This is a genomic window from Blastococcus sp. VKM Ac-2987 (genome assembly GCF_026967805.1).
GTDB lineage: Bacteria > Actinomycetota > Actinomycetes > Mycobacteriales > Geodermatophilaceae > Blastococcus.
On sequence record NZ_JAPVBG010000003.1, the window covers coordinates 517186 to 534796 of the forward strand.

Here is a 17611-nt window from a genome sequence, read left to right on the forward strand (position 1 = left end):
CCCCGGCGTGACGCCGCCGGGGTGCCCGCGACACGGGTCACGGACCCGTCACAGCGGCCCGCGCGTCGGGTGGTGCTCTGGCAGATTCCGCCTCACCTACTTCCCAGGGGGGCCATCCGGATGCTCCGGCACGTCGAGTTCGTCGCCAACCGTGTCCAGGACGAGGGGGTGCCGCCGGAGGGGCCCGAGGCCCGGGTCCAGCGTCCGGCGGGCGCCCTGGAGGCGCTGCTGGACCACCGACCGGCCTTCCGCGGCGCGCTGCGCGGCTACGACCGGATCGAGGTGGACAACTACGTCGCGTGGGCCGAGGGCGAGCTCACGGCGGCGCAGCGCGAGCGGGAGCACCTGCTCGACCGCGTGGTCGCCTGCGGGACGGAGCTGGAGATCTCCCGTCGGCTGCTCGCCGAGCAGCCCGTCGGGCGTGAGCGGCCGGGGGTCAGCGCCCGCGTCGGGGAGGTGCTGCGGCTCGCGGAGAACCAGGCGGCCCAGGTTCTCGAGGCCGCCGAGGCGGATGCGGCGCAGATCCTCGCCGACGCCCGGCTCGAGGCCGACGCCCGGCTGCGCAAGGCGCACGAGATCAAGGAGCTGGCGATCGACGTCGCCGACCAGCTCCGGGTGAACGCCCAGCGGGACCGGGCCGAAGCGGTGGCGGCGCTGGAGAAGGCGCAGGCCGAGGCCGCCGAGCTGCTCCGGGTCGCCGCCGCCGAGCGCGACCGCGCGGCCGCCGAGGCGGCGGCGGAGCAGGACCGGCTCGCCGCGGAGGCGGCGGCGGAGCGCGACCGGCTGGCCGCCGAGGCCGCTGCCGAGCGGGCGGCGCTCGCCGCGGCGACCGCCGCCGAGCTCGAGCAGGCCGCGGCGCAGGCGCAGCGGGACCGCGAGTCCGCCGACGACCTCGCCGGCGCCCGGCTGGCCGCCGTCCGCGCGGAGGTGGACGACCTCTGCCGCCAGCGGGACCAGGCTCGGGAGTCGCTGCGGTGCCTCACCGACCGGATCGGTGCGGCGCTCCAGGCGGTGGGCGTGCCGCCGGCCGACGAGCTCGCGCTCCTGGGGGCCCGGCCGGAGCCCGTGTCGGGCTGACGGCGCGCCGCCGGCCGCCGGTGACGTGCGGGTCGCCGGGTGATGAGAGGCTCACGGAGACAGTGATCGCGCCAGCAGGCAGGAATGAGGAGGTCAGCGGTGGACGAGGTCCGTGAGGTCGTGCAGGTCGAGGGTGGCGTCGTGGTCGGCCACGACGGCTCCAAGTGCGCGCAGGAGGCGCTCCGGTGGGCTGCGCGGCTGGCCCGCCGGGCCGACGTCGACCTGCACGTGGTGCGCGCCTGGTCGATGACCACCGCGCCGCAGCCGAGCAGCTGGGAGCCCGGCTACGTGCCGCCGCTGACCGACTGGGAGCAGGCGGTGCTGGACGAGCTGGAGGCGCACGTCGCGGCGGCCGGGCTGGACCCGGCCACGCGGGTCACCTGCCACGCCGTCCACCGCCCGGCGGTGGCGGCGATGCTCGCCGCCGCCGAGGGCGCCAGCCTGCTGGTCGTCGGTGCGCGCGGCCGCGGCGGGTTCGCCGGGCTGCTGCTCGGCTCGGTCAGCGACCAGCTGGTGCACCACGCGGCCTGCCCGGTCACCGTGGTCCGCACCGGTGCCGGCGGCCGCGACTTCACCACCGCCGAGGCCGGCTCCGCCGCCGTCGGGGAGTGACCGCGCGGCCCGGCCGGGGCCGTCGGGCACACTGCCGCTGACCTGCGGACCGACCGCGGGGGGAGCGGGAGGACCGGCGTGCGCGACTTCGGTGGGACGACGGTGGTGCCGGTCGGCGAGGGGCCCGAGGACGTCGTGGTCGACGCGGCCGGGCGGGTGTACACCGGCCTGGCCGACGGGCGGATCGTGCGCGTCGCCGGGTTCACCGGCCCGGTGGAGACGGTGGCGGAGGTGCCGGGCCGGCCGCTGGGACTGGAGCTCCTCGGGGACGACGAGCTGCTGGTCTGCGCCTCCGATGCCGGCCTGCTGGCGGTCTCGCTCGCCGACGGGGCCGTGCGGACGCTGGTCGACCGGGTGGCCGGTGCCCGGCTCGAGGCGGTGAACAACGCCGCCGTCGCCGCCGATGGGACGATCTACTTCACCGATTCCTCGCAGCGGTTCCGCATCCCGCAGTGGCGCGCCGACCTGGTCCGGCGGACCGCCACCGGCCGGCTGTTCCGGCGGACGCCCGACGGTGCGGTGACCGAGCTGCTCGGCGGCCTGGAGTTCGCCAACGGGGTCGCCCTGGCCGCCGACGGGTCCTGGGTGGCCGTCGCCGAGACCGGTGCGGCGCGGGTGCACCGGGTGTGGCTGACCGGCGCGCGTGCCGGCACCGCGGAGGTCTTCGTCGACGACCTCCCCGGCCACCCGGACAACATCGCGCTCGGGTCCGACGGCCTGGTGTGGATCACCCTGCCGAGCCCCCGCGTCGCCGCGCTGGCCGCCGTCCACCGGCTGCCCGCAGCGCTGCGCGCGCTGCTGAGCATGCTCCCCCCCGGCCTGCAGCCCGGCCCCGGCCGGACGCTGGGGGTCCTGGCCGTCGACGACCGCGGGGCGACGGTGCACCGGTTCAGCGGGGAGATCGCCGGGTTCGAGATGCTCACCGGCGTCCGCGAGGCCGGCGGCCGGCTGTGGTTCGGCAGCCTCACCGGCAGCACGCTGGCGACCGTGGCGCTCTGACGGGCAGCGGCCTCAGTCGGGGATCGCCGCGCCGTAGACCGCCGACAGCCAGATGCCGAGGAGCACCTCGACGACGTCGGCCTCGGCGACGGCGGGCCCGTCCCCGCTGAAGGTCGCGTAGAGCACCCGCTCGTTCATCGACGTCAGGGCGACGGCGAGGTCGCGCGCGGGCAACCCCGCCGGTGCGGCCCCGCGCGCCCGCTCCGCATCGATGGCCGCGGTGCTCTGCTGCACCCAGCGCTCGAACACCGCCGACCACAGCCCCCGGACCTCGTCGCTGGTGGACCGGGCCTGCGCCCAGGCGACGGTGAGCGGGCGGTGCGCGCGGAAGGTGTCGTAGTAGGCGCCGATGGCCCGGGCCCAGCCGTCCCGCGCGCCGGTCGCGGGGGAGCCGAACGCCTCGCGCATGGCCGTGTCGGCCTCCTCGACGACGCGGTCGAGCAGCGACAGCAGGACGGCGTCCTTGGACGAGAAGTAGAAGTAGAAGGTGGGCCGGGAGATCCCCGCGCCGCGCGCGAGGTCGTCGACCGAGATGGCCCCCAGCGGCCGCTCGGCGAGGAGCCGCTCGGCGGTGGTGAGGATCGCCAGTTCGCGGTCGTCGCCGGACGGCCGGGGCGGCCGGCGGCCGCGCCCGGTGCTGGGGAGTTCGTCCGCGGCAGCCGGCACGAGACGCAGACTAGCCGCACCACCGCAGTCCTCGACACCCTGTTGACTCGTTCGACATGGTGTCGATACCGTCGTCGGCGCATCGTCCCGTGACGGGGTCGACCCAGCTCCGGCCCCCGCCGGACGAGCGAACCGGAGATACGGCATGGCAACCGAGCACGTGGACGTCCTGGTCGTGGGCGCCGGCCTCTCCGGCATCGGCGCCGCCTGCCACCTGGAGCTGGAGCGGCCGGGCACCAGCTACCTGCTGCTCGAGTCCCGGGCGGCCCTCGGCGGCACCTGGGACCTCTTCCGCTACCCGGGGATCCGGTCGGACTCCGACATGTTCACGCTGGGCTACTCCTTCCGGCCGTGGGACGAGGCGACGTCGATCGCCGACGGCCCGTCCATCCGCCGCTACATCGAGGACACCGCACGCGAGTACGGCGTCACCGGCAAGATCCGGTACCACCACCGCGTCCTCTCCGCGGAGTGGTCGACGGCGGACGGCCGGTGGACGGTCACCGCCGAGCGCACCGACACCGGCGAGACGGTGCAGCTCACCTGCTCCTGGCTCTCGGTCTGCTCCGGGTACTACCGCTACGACGAGGGCTTCCGCCCCTCCTTCGCGGGCGAGGAGCGCTTCGGCGGGCAGCTGGTGCACCCGCAGCACTGGCCCGAGGACCTCGACGTCACCGGCAAGCGGGTGGTCGTCATCGGCAGCGGCGCCACCGCCGTCACCCTCGTGCCCAACCTCGCCGAGCAGGCCGAGCACGTCACGATGCTGCAGCGCACCCCGAGCTACGTCATGTCGCTGCCCAGCCGTGACCCGCTGGCGCAGTGGCTGCGCACGCGGCTGCCGGCCCGCATCGCCTATCCGGTCGTCCGCTGGAAGAACGTCCTCACGGCCACCGCGCTCTACCAGCTCAGCCGCCGCCGACCCGCGACGGTGCGGAAGATGATCCGCCGGCTCACCGAGAAGCAGCTGCCCGGGTTCGACGTCGACACGCACTTCAACCCGCCGTACGACCCGTGGGACCAGCGGCTGTGCCTGGTGCCCGACGGCGACCTGTTCCGCGCGCTGCGCCGCGGGAAGGCCTCGATCGTCACCGACCGGATCGCCGGCTTCACCGAGGACGGCATCGAGCTGGCGTCGGGGGAGCACCTGCCCGCCGACGTCGTGGTCACCGCCACCGGGCTGAACCTGCTCCCGGCGGGCGGGATGACCATCGCCGTGGACGGGGAGCAGGTGGAGCTGGCCGACACGGTCTCCTACAAGGGGATGATGCTGTCGGGCGTGCCCAACTTCGCCATGGTCATCGGCTACACGAACGCCTCCTGGACGCTCAAGGCCGACCTGGTCAACGGCTACGTCTGCCGCCTGCTCGACCACATGGACGCGCACGGCTACGTCTCGGCGACGCCGCTCGCCCCGCCCGAGGGCGCCGACGCGCCGTTCCTCGACCTCGCGGCCGGCTACGTGCAGCGCAGCCTCGCCGGGCTGCCGAAGCAGGGCGGCCGTGCGCCGTGGCGACTGCACCAGAACTACCTGCGCGACGTCGCGGTGATGCGCCGCGGCCCGCTGGAGGACGAGGGCATGACCTTCCAGCCGCGCGTGCCGGCCGGTGCCCGGACCGTCGCCACGGCCGGGCGGACTGGAGCGTGATGGGTCCCTACGCGTTCGCCGGCGGGACGGCGGTCGTCACCGGCGCGGCCAGCGGCATCGGGGAGGCGCTGGCCGGGCAGCTCGCCGGCCGGGGCAGCCACCTGGTGCTGCTCGACCGCGACGCCGAGCGGCTCGACGGGGTGGCCGGGCGGATCCGCGCCGACCACCCCGCGCTGCGGGTCGCCACCCACGTCGTCGACCTCGCCGACGACGAGGCGACCGCCCGGGTGGCCGCGCGGCTCGTCGCCGAGCACCCGGAGACCACGCTGCTGGTCAACAACGCCGGCGTGGCGCTCGGCGGGCGCTTCGACCAGGTCACCCTCGAGGAGTTCGAGTGGGTGATGGCGATCAACGTCCGCGCCGTCGTCCGGCTCACCCACACCCTGCTGCCGGTGCTCAAGGCGCACCCCGGCGCCCACGTGGTCAACGTGTCCAGCGTCTTCGGCATCTTCGCCCCGGCCGGCCAGGCCGCCTACGCGGCCAGCAAGTTCGCCGTGCGCGGGTTCAGCGAGGCGCTGCGGCACGAGCTCGCCGACGACGGCATCGGCGTGACCGTGGTGCACCCCGGCGGCATCCGCACCCGGATCGCGGAGAGCGCCCGGACCGGCTCCGGGGTCTCGGTGGAGGAGTACGAGGAGGGGCGCAGGCAGTTCGCCAAGCTGCTGCGGATGCCGCCGGAGGACGCCGCCGCGCAGATCGTCGCGGCGATCGAGCGGCGCCGGCCGCGGCTGCTCATCGGCTGGACCGCGACGGTGCCCGACGTCCTCGTGCGGCTGCTGCCGGGCACCTACTGGCGGCTGATGGCCCGCCGGGCGGCGCCGGCGAAGCCGAAGGGCGCAGCCTAGGCCGACCCCGGCCGGGGCTCGGTGACGGGAAAAGCGGTTGCGGCGGGCGGTAGGACTTCGGACGTGAGCGCTCCGACCTCCCGCATCGTCGATCTCGGTCCCGAGGACGGCCTGTTCGCGCCGTGGTGCGAGGTGTGGGCGGCGTCCGAGCGGGCCGACCGTCCGGAGGACCCGTCGCGCCCGGCGCAGGAACACCTCGCGCTCGGCCGCGAGCTGGTGGCCCCCGGGGGCTCCCGGGACGGCGTCCACCGGGCGGCCGTGGTCGACGGTGCCGTCGTCGGCGCGCTCCGCGTGCTGCTCCCGCGCAAGGACAATCCGACCGTCGCGATCGTCGACGTCGCGGTGCACCCCGACGCCCGTCGCCGGGGGCTGGGCAGCGCGCTGCTGGCGTCGGGGCGGGCGCTCGCCGCGGAGCGTGGCCGCACCGTGCTGATCGCGGAGGTCGACGAGCCGGGGCCCGGGTCGCCGGGGCGCGCCTTCGCGGCAGCGCACGGCTGGGCCTGCGACCTGGTCGAGACGCGGCGGGACCTCGTGCTGCCACCCGACGAGGACCGGCTGTCGGCGCTGGAGGCCGAGGCCGCGCGGGCGGGCGCCGGGTACGACGTCCGCACCTGGCAGGACCGGACGCCGGACGCGCTGCTCGACGACCGGGCGCTGCTGGAGCGGCGGATGACGACCGACGCCCCGCACGGCGACCTGCCGGTCGAGGAGGAGGAGTGGGACGGCGGGCGGATCCGCGAGTACGAGCGGTCGCACGTCGCCCGGGGCCGCACGGTCCTCTCCGCCGGTGCGGTGACCCGGGACGGCCGGCTGGTCGCGTTCACCGACCTGCAGATCCCGCTCGCCCAGCCGGCGCGCGCTTCCCAGGGCGGGACGCTGGTGCTCCGCGAGCACCGCGGTCACCGGCTCGGCGCCCGGGTCAAGGCGGCCGTGCTGCGGGAGGTGGCCGAGCGGTTCCCCGAGGTGCGCCGGATCAGCACGTACAACGCCGAGAGCAACACCCCGATGGTGGCGGTCAACGAGGCGTTCGGGTTCCGGCCCGCCGGCCGGCTGTCGTCCTGGTCGGCGCGGCTCTGAGGTCCCCCGGTCGCCCGCACCGGCGCACCGCCGGTGCGGTTGACTGCCCGGGTGGACCGTCCCGTTCCCCCGGAGTTCGTCCGCGCCCACACCCGCCCGGTGCGGCCCGAGCTGGTGCCCGAGGTCGAGCTGCTGGTCGCCGCCGACGTCGTCGCCCTCTGGGAGGCGATGGAGACCGAGCAGGGGCGCACCTCCACCGAGCCGCCGTTCTGGGCGGCGGCCTGGCCGGGCGGTCAGGCCCTCGCCCGCTACGTGCTGGACCACCCCGCCCTCGTGGCCGGGCGCACCGTGCTCGACCTGGGTGCCGGCAGCGGGCTGGTCGCCGTGGCGGCGGTGCGCGCCGGGGCGAGCTCCGTGCTCGCCAGCGACGTCGACCCGTTCGCGCTGACCGCAGTCGCGGTGAACGCCGAGCGGAACGGGACGCCGGGGATCACCCCCGTGGGCCACGTGCTGGGGGAGGGGCCGCCGGACGTGGCGGTGATCCTGGCCGGCGACGTCTGCTACGACCGCGAGATGACCGATCGGGTGCTGCCCTTCCTCGAGGCCGCCCGCGCCCGCGGGGCCGAAGTTCTGATCGGCGACCCCGGCCGCGTCTACCTCCCCGAGGACCGGCTGACCGCGCTGGCGGTGTACGACGTCCCCGACACCGAGCCGTCGCCCACCCTCCCCGCGGCGGTGCGCCGGACGACCGTCTGGCGGCTGCCCTGAGCTGTCCGCGAGACGACCCGCACACAGGAAGTTCCCCCGGGGGGATTGTCACGAACGGATAACGCTGGTTACCGTGGCTCCGCCCGGCCGGTCGTTCACTCCCCATCCGGGGAGGTCCGCCGGGCGCCGCCGAGTTCTCCGCAGCATCGCGCCGCGGGGGAGCCGGGGACCCACCGCAGCACCGGGGTGAATCGCGCGCCGCGTACGTCGCGGCGCGGGTAGGGCGACTTCCACGCCCGAATCCGTCAGCTAACTCGGTAGGCGGCACGACGGAAGAAACGGAGAGCCGCCGCATGGCGAGCCTGCGGGCCCACCTTGCACGGAACCGGAGCCGGTACGGAGCCTCGCGCGCGCCTTCCCCGCGCTGAGCGCCCGGGCGCCCTGCCCGACACCCGCTGCCACTCGACCACCCCCCTGCAGCTGTCCGCCGCGAACGGCGGGCCCGCTGTGCCCTGCCCCTGGAGCAGTTCCTCCCCATGAACCTTCGCGCCACCTCGATCACCCGCGCTCTCCGGCCGAAGGCCGGGCGCCGTCCCGCCGGTGCCGTCCGCCGCCCGGCGCTGCTGCTGGCCGTCGCCGCCGCCGGCGCACTGGTCGTCAACGTCGTCGTCACCAACGAGCCGGAGGCCCATGCCAAGCCGCAGCTGGCGTCGGTCAGCGTCGCCGCGCAGCTGGGCATCCCCGCCGAGGCGCCGCCGGCCGACGCCGTCGAGTCCGCTGTCGACTCCCTGGCCCCGCTCGCGGCGAGCCGCAGCGAGCGGGCCGCCGAGCAGACCGCGGCCGCCGAGGCCCGGGCCGCCGCCGAGCAGGCCGAGCTCGACCGCCGGGCCGCGGAGGAGGCCGCTCGCCTGGCGGCGGAGGAGGCCGCCCGGCGCGCCGCCGAGGAGGCCGCCCGCGCCGAGGCCGCGCGTGCCGAGGCCGCCCGCGTGGAGGCCGCCCGTGCCGCCGAGGCGCAGGCCGCGGCCGCCGCCCCCCGTCGCAGCACCAGCGCCCCGGCCGCTACCGCGCCGGCCGCGCCGGCGGCCCCGGCCCCGGCGCCCGCCGCGCCGGCCGGGTCGTTCAAGGAGTACGCGATGGGCAAGGTGGGCGCCGGCCAGTTCAGCTGCCTGGAGAGCTTGTGGGGCAAGGAGAGCGGCTGGAACCCCAACGCGCAGAACCCGAGCAGCACCGCCTACGGCATCGCGCAGTTCCTCGACTCGACCTGGGCCGGGACGGGCATCGCCAAGACCTCCGACGGCTACCGGCAGATCGACGCGGGGCTGATCTACATCCAGAACCGCTACGGCACGCCGTGCGCCGCGTGGGCGCACTCCCAGTCGACCGGCTGGTACTGAGCCGGCTCGCAGCGGGAGCTGCAGCGCAGCAGGAGGACGAGGTCGCCGATCCCGCAGGGGTCGGCGACCTCGCCGTCTCCGGGCCCGGCCCCGGTCGGTCGCCCGGGCGGTCGCGCCCGTCGGCGAGCTCCGCGGCCGGCTCCGGCGAGCCCGCTCCCGCCTGACCGGGCACCGACGGCGCGCCCTCCCTAAGGTCGGGTCAGGACCACGGCCGGAGGGGGAGCGATGACCGAGGGCGAGGACAGCCGGCGAGCCGCCGCGCAGAGCGGGATCGTGGGCCGGTCGATCGACGAGTTCGTGCACCAGCTGCGCGGGTTCAGCGACCGCGCGCGCAACCTGGCCGGCGCCGTTCCCGGCAGGCTGTCGCTGCCGGCCCTGCCCAGCCCGCCGGGGGCTATGTCGGCGGCGCAGGTGCGCGCCATCGCCGACGTCGTCAAGGCCCAGCGGCAGTCGATCGCGGCGATGAGCGCCCAGCTGCAGGCCTTCGACCAGCAGCTCGCCGTCCTCGAGAAGATCCTCGACCCGCTGGTCGAGTGGAGCTCCAGCTGGGCTCGGCTGGAGGAGGCCGTCGGCGACTTCGTCCGCCGGGAGCCGCCTCCCGAGGGCTGACGGTCAGCCGGCCAGCGACCTGACCAGCAGCGCCGCGCCGGAGACCACGCACAGGACCAGCGCCGCGCGGCGCATGGCCGGCAGGGCCAGCCGCCGCCGCAGCGGGCCGGCGGCGGCGTAGCCGAGCAGCACGAACGGCACCAGGACCGCACCGGAGCCCAGGCCGGTGCCCGAGAGCTCGCCGCCGGCCACCAGCACGGCGAGGGAGAGCACCGTCGTCCCGACGAAGAACAGCGACAGGTTGGCTCGCTGGGCGGCCGGTGTGGGCGCCCGGTAGGTGAGCACCAGCGGCGGCCCCGGCGTCGCCGCGACCGTCGACAACGCGCCCGAGGTGAAGCCGGCGACGGTCAGCGCGCCTCGCCCGCCCGGCAGCCGGATCCCGGCGAGCGCCGCCCCGCAGGCGGCCAGCACCACGACGCCGACCGTTATGCCCAACACTCGTCCGTCGATCACCTGCACGAGCCCCAGACCGGCGACGACGCCGGGGACCGAGGCCAGCATCGCCCCGCGCATGGCGGCGAACTCCAGCGCGGCCCGCTCCCGCCACAGCACCGGCAGCAGGGAGGCGAGCGTGCCGACCAGTAGCGGCCCGGGTACGAGTGCGGGCTGGACGAGCAGCACCAGCGGTCCGGCGAGCAGGCCGAAGCCCATGCCGGTCGCCGTCTGCACGATCGATGCCACCAGCACCGCCACGCCGCAGACGAGCAGGGCGAGAGGCTCGGGGGCCGCCTCCACGCTCAGTGGCCGTCGTCCTCCGCCGCGGGACGACGGCGCAGCAGGCCGGTCACCGACCCCACCCGGTCCTGCGCCTGCCGGAGGCCGTGGATCAACGGCATCAGGTCGTCGTGGATGCGGCGCAGGGTGTCGGGCACGGTGTCCACGGCCGGGTCGTCGAGCACCCGGCCGACCCGCTCGAGGCCGGGGCGCAACGCCCGCACCGGCTCCTCCAGGTCCTCGACCAGGTCCTCCAGCCGCTCGGCGATCCGCTGCGCGGAGGCGATCGTGTCCCGCGCCGACGTGGTCGCCGCGGTCAGCTCGCGGACGGTGGCGTTGAGGTCGGAGAGGGTCCGGGGCAGCTGCGCCAGCGCCTCGGTCTGCGTCTGCAGCAGGGCGAGCAGCTCGCTGAACCCGGGGATGCGGGGGATGCCGAGACCGCGGAAGGGATCCACCGGGAAACCGTGGGCGACCGAGACGTGCAGCGCAACCCGGCGCGCCCGGGGCGACGCAGAGGCCGTCGCTTCGACCGCTGGATCTGGGCCCCCGGAACCGCCGGCAGTCCTGGCGACCGTGCCGCCGAGGGTGCCCACCCGGAACCGCCGGCACCCCTCGCGCGCTCGGGGGCCTGGCGGGGAGGAGAGGTGTGACGCGCGAAGTCGCAGCGGAGAGCATGGTCGTCGTCGCCCAGGGACGACGGCGAGGTCAGCAGGTCAGCGGGCCCCGGTGAACGAGACCGTCACCCACTCGTCGAGCGCCAGCAGGTGCCAGGCGCGCTCCATGAGGGGCGGGGCGTTCCGCAGCTCGACGCGGATCCCGTGCGCGGTGCGGCTGCGCGCCCAGCGGGCGATCGCCCGGCAGCCCGCGACGTCGGCGAAGCGGAGCCCGGAGAGGTCGAGGGTGCAGACGCCGCCGTCCACCGGGGAGGCGGCCAGCACCCGGCCCAGCCGCTCGGCGCCGACCGCGTCGACGTCCCCGCTCAGCGCCACCCGGGGCCCGTCGACGACGGCCTGGAACGCAGGCGGCGGCGCGGCGGCGTCGTCGAGCTGACCGTGAACGAGCATGCGCTCACAGTAATGGCGATCGGTCGGGCTGGCCAGGGCGTCGTCCCTCACAGGGCCTTGAGGATGTCCTCCACGCGCTCCCGCGCATCGCCGAAGAGCATCCGGCTGTTGTCGCGGAAGAACAGCGGGTTCTGGACGCCGGCGTAGCCGGTGTTCATGGAGCGCTTGAACACCACGACGCGCTCGGCCTCCCAGACCCGCAGCACCGGCATGCCGGCGATCGGGCTCGCCGGGTCCTCGGAGGCGGACGGGTTCACCGTGTCGTTGGCCCCGATGACCAGGACGACGGAGGTGGAGCGCAGATCGTCGTTGATCTCGTCCATCTCCAGGACGACGTCGTAGGGCACCTTCGCCTCGGCGAGCAGCACGTTCATGTGGCCCGGCAGCCGCCCGGCGACCGGGTGGATGCCGAAGCGCACCTCGACGCCGCGCTCGGTGAGCTTGCGGGTCAGTTCGGCCACGGCGCTCTGGGCCTGCGCGACGGCCATGCCGTAGCCCGGCGTGATGACGACGGACGTCGCGTCGCGCAGCAGGTCCGCCGTGTCGTCGGCGGTGATCTCGGTGTGCTCGCCGTAGTCGACGTCGGAGGAGCCGACGCTGCCCTCGTTGCCGAACCCCCCGGCGATGACCGAGAGGAACGACCGGTTCATCGCCTTGCACATGATGTAGGAGAGGTAGGCACCCGAGGCGCCGACCAGCGCACCGGTGATGATCAGCAGGTCGTTGCCGAGCAGGAAGCCCGCCGCGGCCGCGGCCCAGCCCGAGTAGCTGTTGAGCATCGAGACAACGACGGGCATGTCGCCGCCGCCGATCGATGCGACCAGGTGCCAGCCCAGGGCCAGCGCGATCACGGTGAGCACCGCCAGCACCGGCAGGTTCGGCTCGACCACGAACACGACGGTCAGCGCCACGAAGGCGGCCAGAGCGCCGAGGTTCAGCCAGTTCTTGCCCGGCAGCATCAACGGGTTGCTCTTGATCCGGGCCGAGAGCTTCAGGAACGCCACGATCGAGCCGGTGAAGGTCACCGCGCCGATGAAGACGCCGATCGCGACCTCGCCGGAGTGGATGCCCAGCAGGTCGGCGGAGACCTCGGTCTGGCCCTCCGGGTCGGCCTCGACCGTCAGGTAGCCGTTCCAGCCGACGAGCACGGCGGCGAGGCCGACGAAGCTGTGCAGGAGCGCGATGAGCTCGGGCATGCCGGTCATCTCGACCTCGGCCGCGCGCCACAGGCCGATCGCGGCGCCGATGACGACGGCGACGACCATCAGGATCGCGCCCGTGCCGGAGAGGCCGTGGTCGATGGCCAGGCCGATCGTGGCGACCAGCGCGATGGCCATGCCGGCGATCCCGTAGGAGTTGCCGGCCTTGGCGGTCTCGTGCTTCGACAGGCCGGCCAGGCTGAGGATGAACAGCAGGGCGGCGACGATGTAGGCCGCGGACGCAGCACCGGTGGCGGTCATCGGGCGGCGACCTTCGTGCTCGGGCCGCGCGAGAACATGCCCAGCATGCGGCGGGTGACGGCAAAGCCGCCGAAGACGTTGATGCTGGCCACCAGCGTCGCGAGAAAGGCGAGTGCGATGACCACGCCGTCGTCGCTGCCCAGTTGCAGCAGGGCGCCGACGACGATGATCCCGGAGATCGCGTTTGTGACGCTCATCAGCGGGGTGTGCAGCGCGTGGTGCACACCGCTGATGACGTAGAAGCCGACCACCACGGCGAGCGCGAACACGGTGAAGTGCTGCACCAGCTCGTTCGGCGAGAAGGCCGTCAGCCCGAACAGCAGCGCGGCGGCCAGGCCGACCAGCGCGAACCGCCGCCCGGGCGCCGGCGTCCTCGCGGGCACGCTCGGCGCGCCCGCGGTGGCACCGGCCGGGACCGGTGGCGGGGCCGGTGCGGCCGAGACCTGGACCGGCGGTGGCGGCCAGGTCTTCTCGCCCGCGCGCACGACGGTGATCGTCCGCTGCACGACGTCGTCGAAGTCGAGGACCAGCCGGCCGTCCTTGCCGGGGGTCAGCAGCTTGAGCAGGTTGACCAGGTTGGTGCCGTAGAGCTGGGAGGCCTGGGCCGGCAGGCGGGCCGGCAGATCGGTGTAGCCGATGATGGAGACGCCGTTGGGGGTGACCACGACCTCGTCGGCCACCGAGCCGGCGACGTTGCCGCCCTGCGCGGCGGCCATGTCCACGATCACGCTGCCCGACTTCATCGAGGCGACCATCTCCTCGGTGATCAGCCGGGGCGCGGGGCGGCCGGGGATGAGCGCGGTGGTGATGATGATGTCGACGTCGCGGGCCTGCTCGGCGTACATCTGGGCCGCCCGCCGGTTGAAGTCCTCACCCATCTCCCGCGCGTAGCCGTCGGAACTCACCTGGGTCTCCGCGGCGTCCGGCACCGCCACGTACTCACCGCCGAGCGACCGCACCTGCTCGGCGACCTCCGGCCGCACGTCCGTGGACCGCACGATCGCCCCCAGGCTCGAGGCCGCACCGATCGCGGCCAGCCCGGCCACGCCCGCGCCGGCGACGAGCACCTTCGCCGGGGGGACCTTCCCCGCCGCGGTCACCTGGCCGGTGAAGAACCGGCCGAAGACGTTCGCCGCCTCGATCACCGCCCGGTACCCGGCGATGTTGGCCATCGAGGAGAGCACGTCCATCGACTGCGCCCGTGAGATCCGCGGCACCGCGTCCATGGCCAGGACCGTGATCGGCCGGGCGGCCAGCGACTCCACCAGCTCCGGGTTCAGCGCGGGGGAGAGCAGGCTGATCAGCGTCGCGCCATCGGCCAGCCGGCCGATCTCCGCCGGCGCCGGGGCGTTGACCCGCAGCACCACCTCGGCGCCCCACGCCTCCTCGGCCGTGCCGGCGCGCGCTCCCGCCGCGGCGTAGGCGTCGTCGGGGAAGCTGCTGGCCGCGCCGGCGCCGGTCTCGACCACGACGTCGTAGCCCAGCGCTATCAGCTGCGTCACCGTCGCCGGTGTCGCGGCGACCCGCGTCTCGCGTGGCCGCGTCTCGCGCGGCACTCCGATCTGCATCGTGGCGCTCCATTCCTCGGTGGGCAGGCCTCGTCGCCTGTCCGCCAGTGGCGGGGTCGTTCGCGGTGCTCGGTGGACTCGGAGGGATCTTGCCTGCTGACGCACGGTCGCGGGACGTCGCCCCGGCGATGTGAGGCACAGCACGTGCGCCGAACGGGCGGGGGACACGGGTGACGGCCCGGTGCCGGAGACCCTCCCCCCAACGGGGTGCGGGGCCGCCGCCCGGTTGCAGAGAGCACCGCCTCCCGGCCGAAGGACATCGTGGCGGGCCCGGATCTCGGCGCCTGCTCGAACCGAGGGGAGGACCGTGTCCGTCATCATCGCCGACGCCGACGACGACCGGGTCCCACCGGAGATCGTCGCCTCGGTCTTCTACAGCGCCACGGTCAACGACAACCTCGCGCTGGTGGTCGCCGAGACGGTGGCCGGCCGGCTTCGCCTGAACTGGGGCAACGCGGGAGCCGTGGACCTGCTGGGCTACGGCCTGGACGACCTGCGCGCCCTGCCCCTCGAACACCTCTTCCCGAGCCTCCGCGGCGGGGAGCTGAAGCTGCTGCTGCGCCGCGAGCGGACGGCCCGGATGACGCTTCCGGTGCGCACGGCCAGCGGCGCCACCGTCGAGGCGCTGGTCACGACGACGCCGTCGCCCGGCGGCCGGATGTGGACGATCCGCATCCTGTCGACGACCAACGAGCAGGAGCGTGCCCTGCGGGCCACCGCGGACGCGCACGAACGCCGCTTCTCCACCCTCACCGAGCGCTCCCCGGTGCCGACGCTGCTCTCCGAGCAGGGCATGCGGCTGGCGCACGTCAACGACGCCTTCTGCACCCTCGTCGGGCGCCGGGCCGAGCAGCTGCTCGGCACCGGTTGGATCGGGACGGTGCACGAGGACGACCTGGACGCCGTCATCGAGCAGGTGTCGGCCGCGCTTGGCGGCGAGGAGGTCGAGACCCAGGCCCGCCTGCTCCGCGACGACGGCACGGTGCGCACCACGATCATCCGGTTCGCCCACCTGTTCACCCCCGGCGTGGGAGCCGGCTTCGTCGGCACGATCGAGGACATCACCGACCGGCTGGCCTTCGAGGCGCAGCTGGCCCACCAGGCCAACCACGACCCGCTCACCGGGCTGCCCAACCGGACGCTGCTGGCCGAGTACGTCGCCGGGCGGTTCACCCCCGGCGACGGCGCCCTCGCCTGCCTGTTCCTGGACCTGGACGACTTCAAGGTCGTCAACGACTCGCTGGGGCACACCTCCGGCGACGAGCTGCTCACCGAGGTGGCCGGCCGGTTGCGGTCGGCCGTGCGCCCGGGGGACCTCGTCGCCCGGTTCGGCGGCGACGAGTTCGTCGTGGTCTGCGAGGACGTCGACCAGGCCGCGGCGGTGGCGCTCGCGGAGCGGATCTGCGCCGAGCTGGCGCAGCCGGTGCGGCTCGGTGGGGTGGACGTGCGCCCCCACGCGAGCGTCGGCGTCACCGTGCAGACCGCGGAGCACGCCAGCGCCGAGGAGCTGATCCGCGACTGCGACATCGCGATGTACCAGGCCAAGGCCGGCGGCAAGGGGCGGATCACGGTCCTGGACCAGCGGGCCCGCGAGGACGCCCGCGACAAGCTGCGCCTGGTGGCCGACCTGCGGGGCGCCGTCGAGCGGCGGGGCATCACGCTGCTCTACCAGCCGATCTTCAGCACCAGGACCGGCCGGCCGGTCGCCGTGGAGTCGCTGGCCCGCTGGATGCACCCCGAGCGGGGCGTCATCAGCCCCGCGGTCTTCATCCCCCTGGCCGAGGAGAGCGGGCTCATCGCCGGCCTCGGGCTGCTGGTGCTCGACGAGACCTGCCGCCAGCTGGCCGAGTGGATGTCCCGGATGGGATCGGCCGCGCCGCCGCGGGCCAACGTCAACGTCTCGGCGCTGCAGCTCGACGCCAACCTGCCCCCGCAGGTCGCCGACGCCCTCGCCCGGCACGGGCTGGACGCGTCGCGGATCTCCATCGAGATCACCGAGTCCGCGCTCATGAAGGACCCCGAGTCGGCCCGGGAGGTCCTGCACCAGCTGCGCGACCTCGGCGTCGAGCTCGCCATCGACGACTTCGGCACCGGCTACTCCTCGCTGGCCTACCTGCGGCACCTGCCGGTGAACTGCCTGAAGGTGGACCGGTCGTTCGTCGCGGAGCTGGCGCACGGCCACGCCGAGATCGCCTCCGCCGTCATCGCGCTGGCCCGCAGCCTGGACCTGAGCACCGTCGCCGAGGGCGTCGAGACCCCCGAGCAGGCCGCCGAGCTCGTCCGGCTGGGGGCCACCTACCTGCAGGGCTTCGGCCTGAGCGAACCCATGACCGGGGAGCAGACCGCTGCCTGGTTCGCCTCCTCCGGAGAGCGCACCCGATGACCGTGACCCCGCTGCCGGCCCGCGAAGGACCGGTCTTCGACCTCGAGAGGGTGCTGGCGAGCATCGACACGATGGCCGCCCAGCGCCCGGTCGCGGCGCAGATCGTCTCGGTGGCCAACTCCGACGACACCAGCGCCAAGGCGCTGTCGCGGATCCTCGCCTCCGACGTCGCCCTGGCCGGCCGGGTCATGAAGCTGGCCAACTCCGCCTACTTCGGCATGCGCGGCCGGGTCACCTCGCTGCAGTTCGCCGTCACCGTCGTCGGCTTCACCACCGTGCGCACGATGGCGACCGTCGCCCTGACCGAGCTCGACGACGAGTCGCGGCTGCCGGAGAACTTCTGGGACATGACGACCAGCCTGGCGCTGGCCTCCGCCACGCTGGCCCCCCGCTTCGGCGAGCGGCCGCAGGACGCGCTCTGCGTCGGGTTGCTGGCCCAGCTGGGCGCGGCGCTGCTGCACCACGACGACCCGGAGGGCTACGGCGAGCTGGTCGCCGAGCACCGGGACGCCACCGCCCGGCGCTCCGCCGAGCTGCGTCGCTACGGCCTCAACAGCGTGCGGCTGACCGCGGTGGCGCTGGAGCAGTGGGGCTTCCCGCACACGATGACCGGCCGGCTCGACCAGATCGACGACCTCACCTCGCTCGAAGGGGGCCTGCTGCGCGGGGCCTTCGAGGTCGCCGCCCGGCTGACCGTCGCGGACCACGACCCGGTGCCGATCGTGCGGCTCACCTGCGGCCGGCTGCGCGAGGACGACCTGGTGCCGGTGCTGGACGCGGTGCGGGCCGACGCCGACGAGCTGCGCCGGGCGATGCTGGGCGACTGACCGCGGAACGCAGCGGAGCCCCG

17 protein-coding genes and 1 riboswitch are annotated in these 17611 nt (G+C 74.9%); of the genes, 11 read left to right on the forward strand and 6 right to left on the reverse strand.

What is annotated here, in order from left to right; translation table 11 throughout:
- Positions 1 to 120 precede the first annotated feature (120 nt).
- The 3 genes from O2W17_RS17710 (at position 121) to O2W17_RS17720 (ending at position 2688) form a co-directional block, all read left to right on the forward strand.
- Positions 121 to 1077, forward strand: a complete 957-nt coding sequence (locus O2W17_RS17710) for a DivIVA domain-containing protein (RefSeq protein WP_269193763.1) — start codon at positions 121 to 123, stop codon at positions 1075 to 1077.
- Positions 1078 to 1176: 99 nt separating this feature from the next.
- The gene (locus O2W17_RS17715) at positions 1177 to 1689 is read left to right on the forward strand and encodes a universal stress protein (RefSeq protein ID WP_269193764.1); all 513 of its coding nucleotides are present in this window, start codon (positions 1177 to 1179) and stop codon (positions 1687 to 1689) included.
- A 78-nt stretch (positions 1690 to 1767) separates the two neighbouring features.
- Complete coding sequence (locus O2W17_RS17720) at positions 1768 to 2688, forward strand: SMP-30/gluconolactonase/LRE family protein (RefSeq protein ID WP_269193765.1); 921 nt, start codon at positions 1768 to 1770, stop codon at positions 2686 to 2688.
- A gap of 12 nt (positions 2689 to 2700) precedes the next feature.
- On the opposite strand, the gene O2W17_RS17725 is transcribed toward O2W17_RS17720, so the two are convergent.
- Positions 2701 to 3354, reverse strand: a complete 654-nt coding sequence (locus tag O2W17_RS17725) for a TetR/AcrR family transcriptional regulator (protein WP_269193766.1) — start codon at positions 3352 to 3354, stop codon at positions 2701 to 2703.
- A gap of 145 nt (positions 3355 to 3499) precedes the next feature.
- On the opposite strand from O2W17_RS17725, the gene O2W17_RS17730 reads away from it, so the two are divergent.
- The 6 genes from O2W17_RS17730 (at position 3500) to O2W17_RS17755 (ending at position 9572) form a co-directional block, all read left to right on the forward strand.
- A complete protein-coding gene (locus O2W17_RS17730) occupies positions 3500 to 4999 on the forward strand; it encodes a flavin-containing monooxygenase (RefSeq protein ID WP_269193767.1) in 1500 nt (499 codons plus the stop codon).
- Complete coding sequence (locus tag O2W17_RS17735) at positions 4999 to 5844, forward strand: SDR family NAD(P)-dependent oxidoreductase (protein WP_269194398.1); 846 nt, start codon at positions 4999 to 5001, stop codon at positions 5842 to 5844. The genes O2W17_RS17730 and O2W17_RS17735 overlap by 1 nt, the downstream gene beginning before the upstream one ends.
- A 63-nt stretch (positions 5845 to 5907) precedes the next feature.
- A complete protein-coding gene (locus O2W17_RS17740; RefSeq protein WP_269193768.1) occupies positions 5908 to 6921 on the forward strand; it encodes a GNAT family N-acetyltransferase in 1014 nt (337 codons plus the stop codon).
- A 51-nt stretch (positions 6922 to 6972) separates the two neighbouring features.
- On the forward strand, positions 6973 to 7629 hold the full coding sequence (locus O2W17_RS17745) for a class I SAM-dependent methyltransferase (RefSeq protein WP_269193769.1): 657 nt from the start codon (positions 6973 to 6975) through the stop codon (positions 7627 to 7629).
- A gap of 129 nt (positions 7630 to 7758) precedes the next feature.
- Positions 7759 to 7909: riboswitch (cyclic di-AMP (ydaO/yuaA leader) on the forward strand.
- Positions 7910 to 8105: 196 nt separating this feature from the next.
- Positions 8106 to 8963, forward strand: a complete 858-nt coding sequence (locus O2W17_RS17750; protein ID WP_269193770.1) for a transglycosylase SLT domain-containing protein — start codon at positions 8106 to 8108, stop codon at positions 8961 to 8963.
- A 225-nt stretch (positions 8964 to 9188) separates the two neighbouring features.
- Positions 9189 to 9572: a hypothetical protein gene (locus tag O2W17_RS17755; protein ID WP_269193771.1), complete on the forward strand. Its 384-nt coding sequence runs from the start codon at positions 9189 to 9191 to the stop codon at positions 9570 to 9572.
- A 3-nt stretch (positions 9573 to 9575) separates the two neighbouring features.
- On the opposite strand, the gene O2W17_RS17760 is transcribed toward O2W17_RS17755, so the two are convergent.
- The 5 genes from O2W17_RS17760 to O2W17_RS17780 all read right to left on the reverse strand — a co-directional run bounded on the left by O2W17_RS17760 (position 9576) and on the right by O2W17_RS17780 (position 14378).
- On the reverse strand, positions 9576 to 10307 hold the full coding sequence (locus O2W17_RS17760) for a sulfite exporter TauE/SafE family protein (RefSeq protein ID WP_269193772.1): 732 nt from the start codon (positions 10305 to 10307) through the stop codon (positions 9576 to 9578).
- 2 nt (positions 10308 to 10309) lie between these two features.
- Positions 10310 to 10741: a hypothetical protein gene (locus O2W17_RS17765; RefSeq protein WP_269193773.1), complete on the reverse strand. Its 432-nt coding sequence runs from the start codon at positions 10739 to 10741 to the stop codon at positions 10310 to 10312.
- Positions 10742 to 10999: 258 nt separating this feature from the next.
- Entirely contained in the window at positions 11000 to 11350 is a 351-nt protein-coding gene (locus tag O2W17_RS17770) for an STAS domain-containing protein (protein ID WP_269193774.1), read from the reverse strand.
- A 47-nt stretch (positions 11351 to 11397) separates the two neighbouring features.
- Complete coding sequence (gene pntB, locus O2W17_RS17775) at positions 11398 to 12810, reverse strand: Re/Si-specific NAD(P)(+) transhydrogenase subunit beta (protein WP_269193775.1); 1413 nt, start codon at positions 12808 to 12810, stop codon at positions 11398 to 11400.
- On the reverse strand, positions 12807 to 14378 hold the full coding sequence (locus O2W17_RS17780) for a Re/Si-specific NAD(P)(+) transhydrogenase subunit alpha (RefSeq protein ID WP_269193776.1): 1572 nt from the start codon (positions 14376 to 14378) through the stop codon (positions 12807 to 12809). Before O2W17_RS17780 ends, pntB begins: the two co-directional genes overlap by 4 nt.
- Before the next feature lie 307 nt (positions 14379 to 14685).
- Between O2W17_RS17780 and O2W17_RS17785 the strand changes: the two genes are divergently transcribed.
- On the forward strand, positions 14686 to 16761 hold the full coding sequence (locus O2W17_RS17785) for a putative bifunctional diguanylate cyclase/phosphodiesterase (protein ID WP_269193777.1): 2076 nt from the start codon (positions 14686 to 14688) through the stop codon (positions 16759 to 16761).
- Entirely contained in the window at positions 16758 to 17588 is an 831-nt protein-coding gene (locus tag O2W17_RS17790) for an HDOD domain-containing protein (RefSeq protein WP_269193778.1), read from the forward strand. The genes O2W17_RS17785 and O2W17_RS17790 overlap by 4 nt, the downstream gene beginning before the upstream one ends.
- The last annotated feature ends 23 nt before the right edge of the window (positions 17589 to 17611 follow it).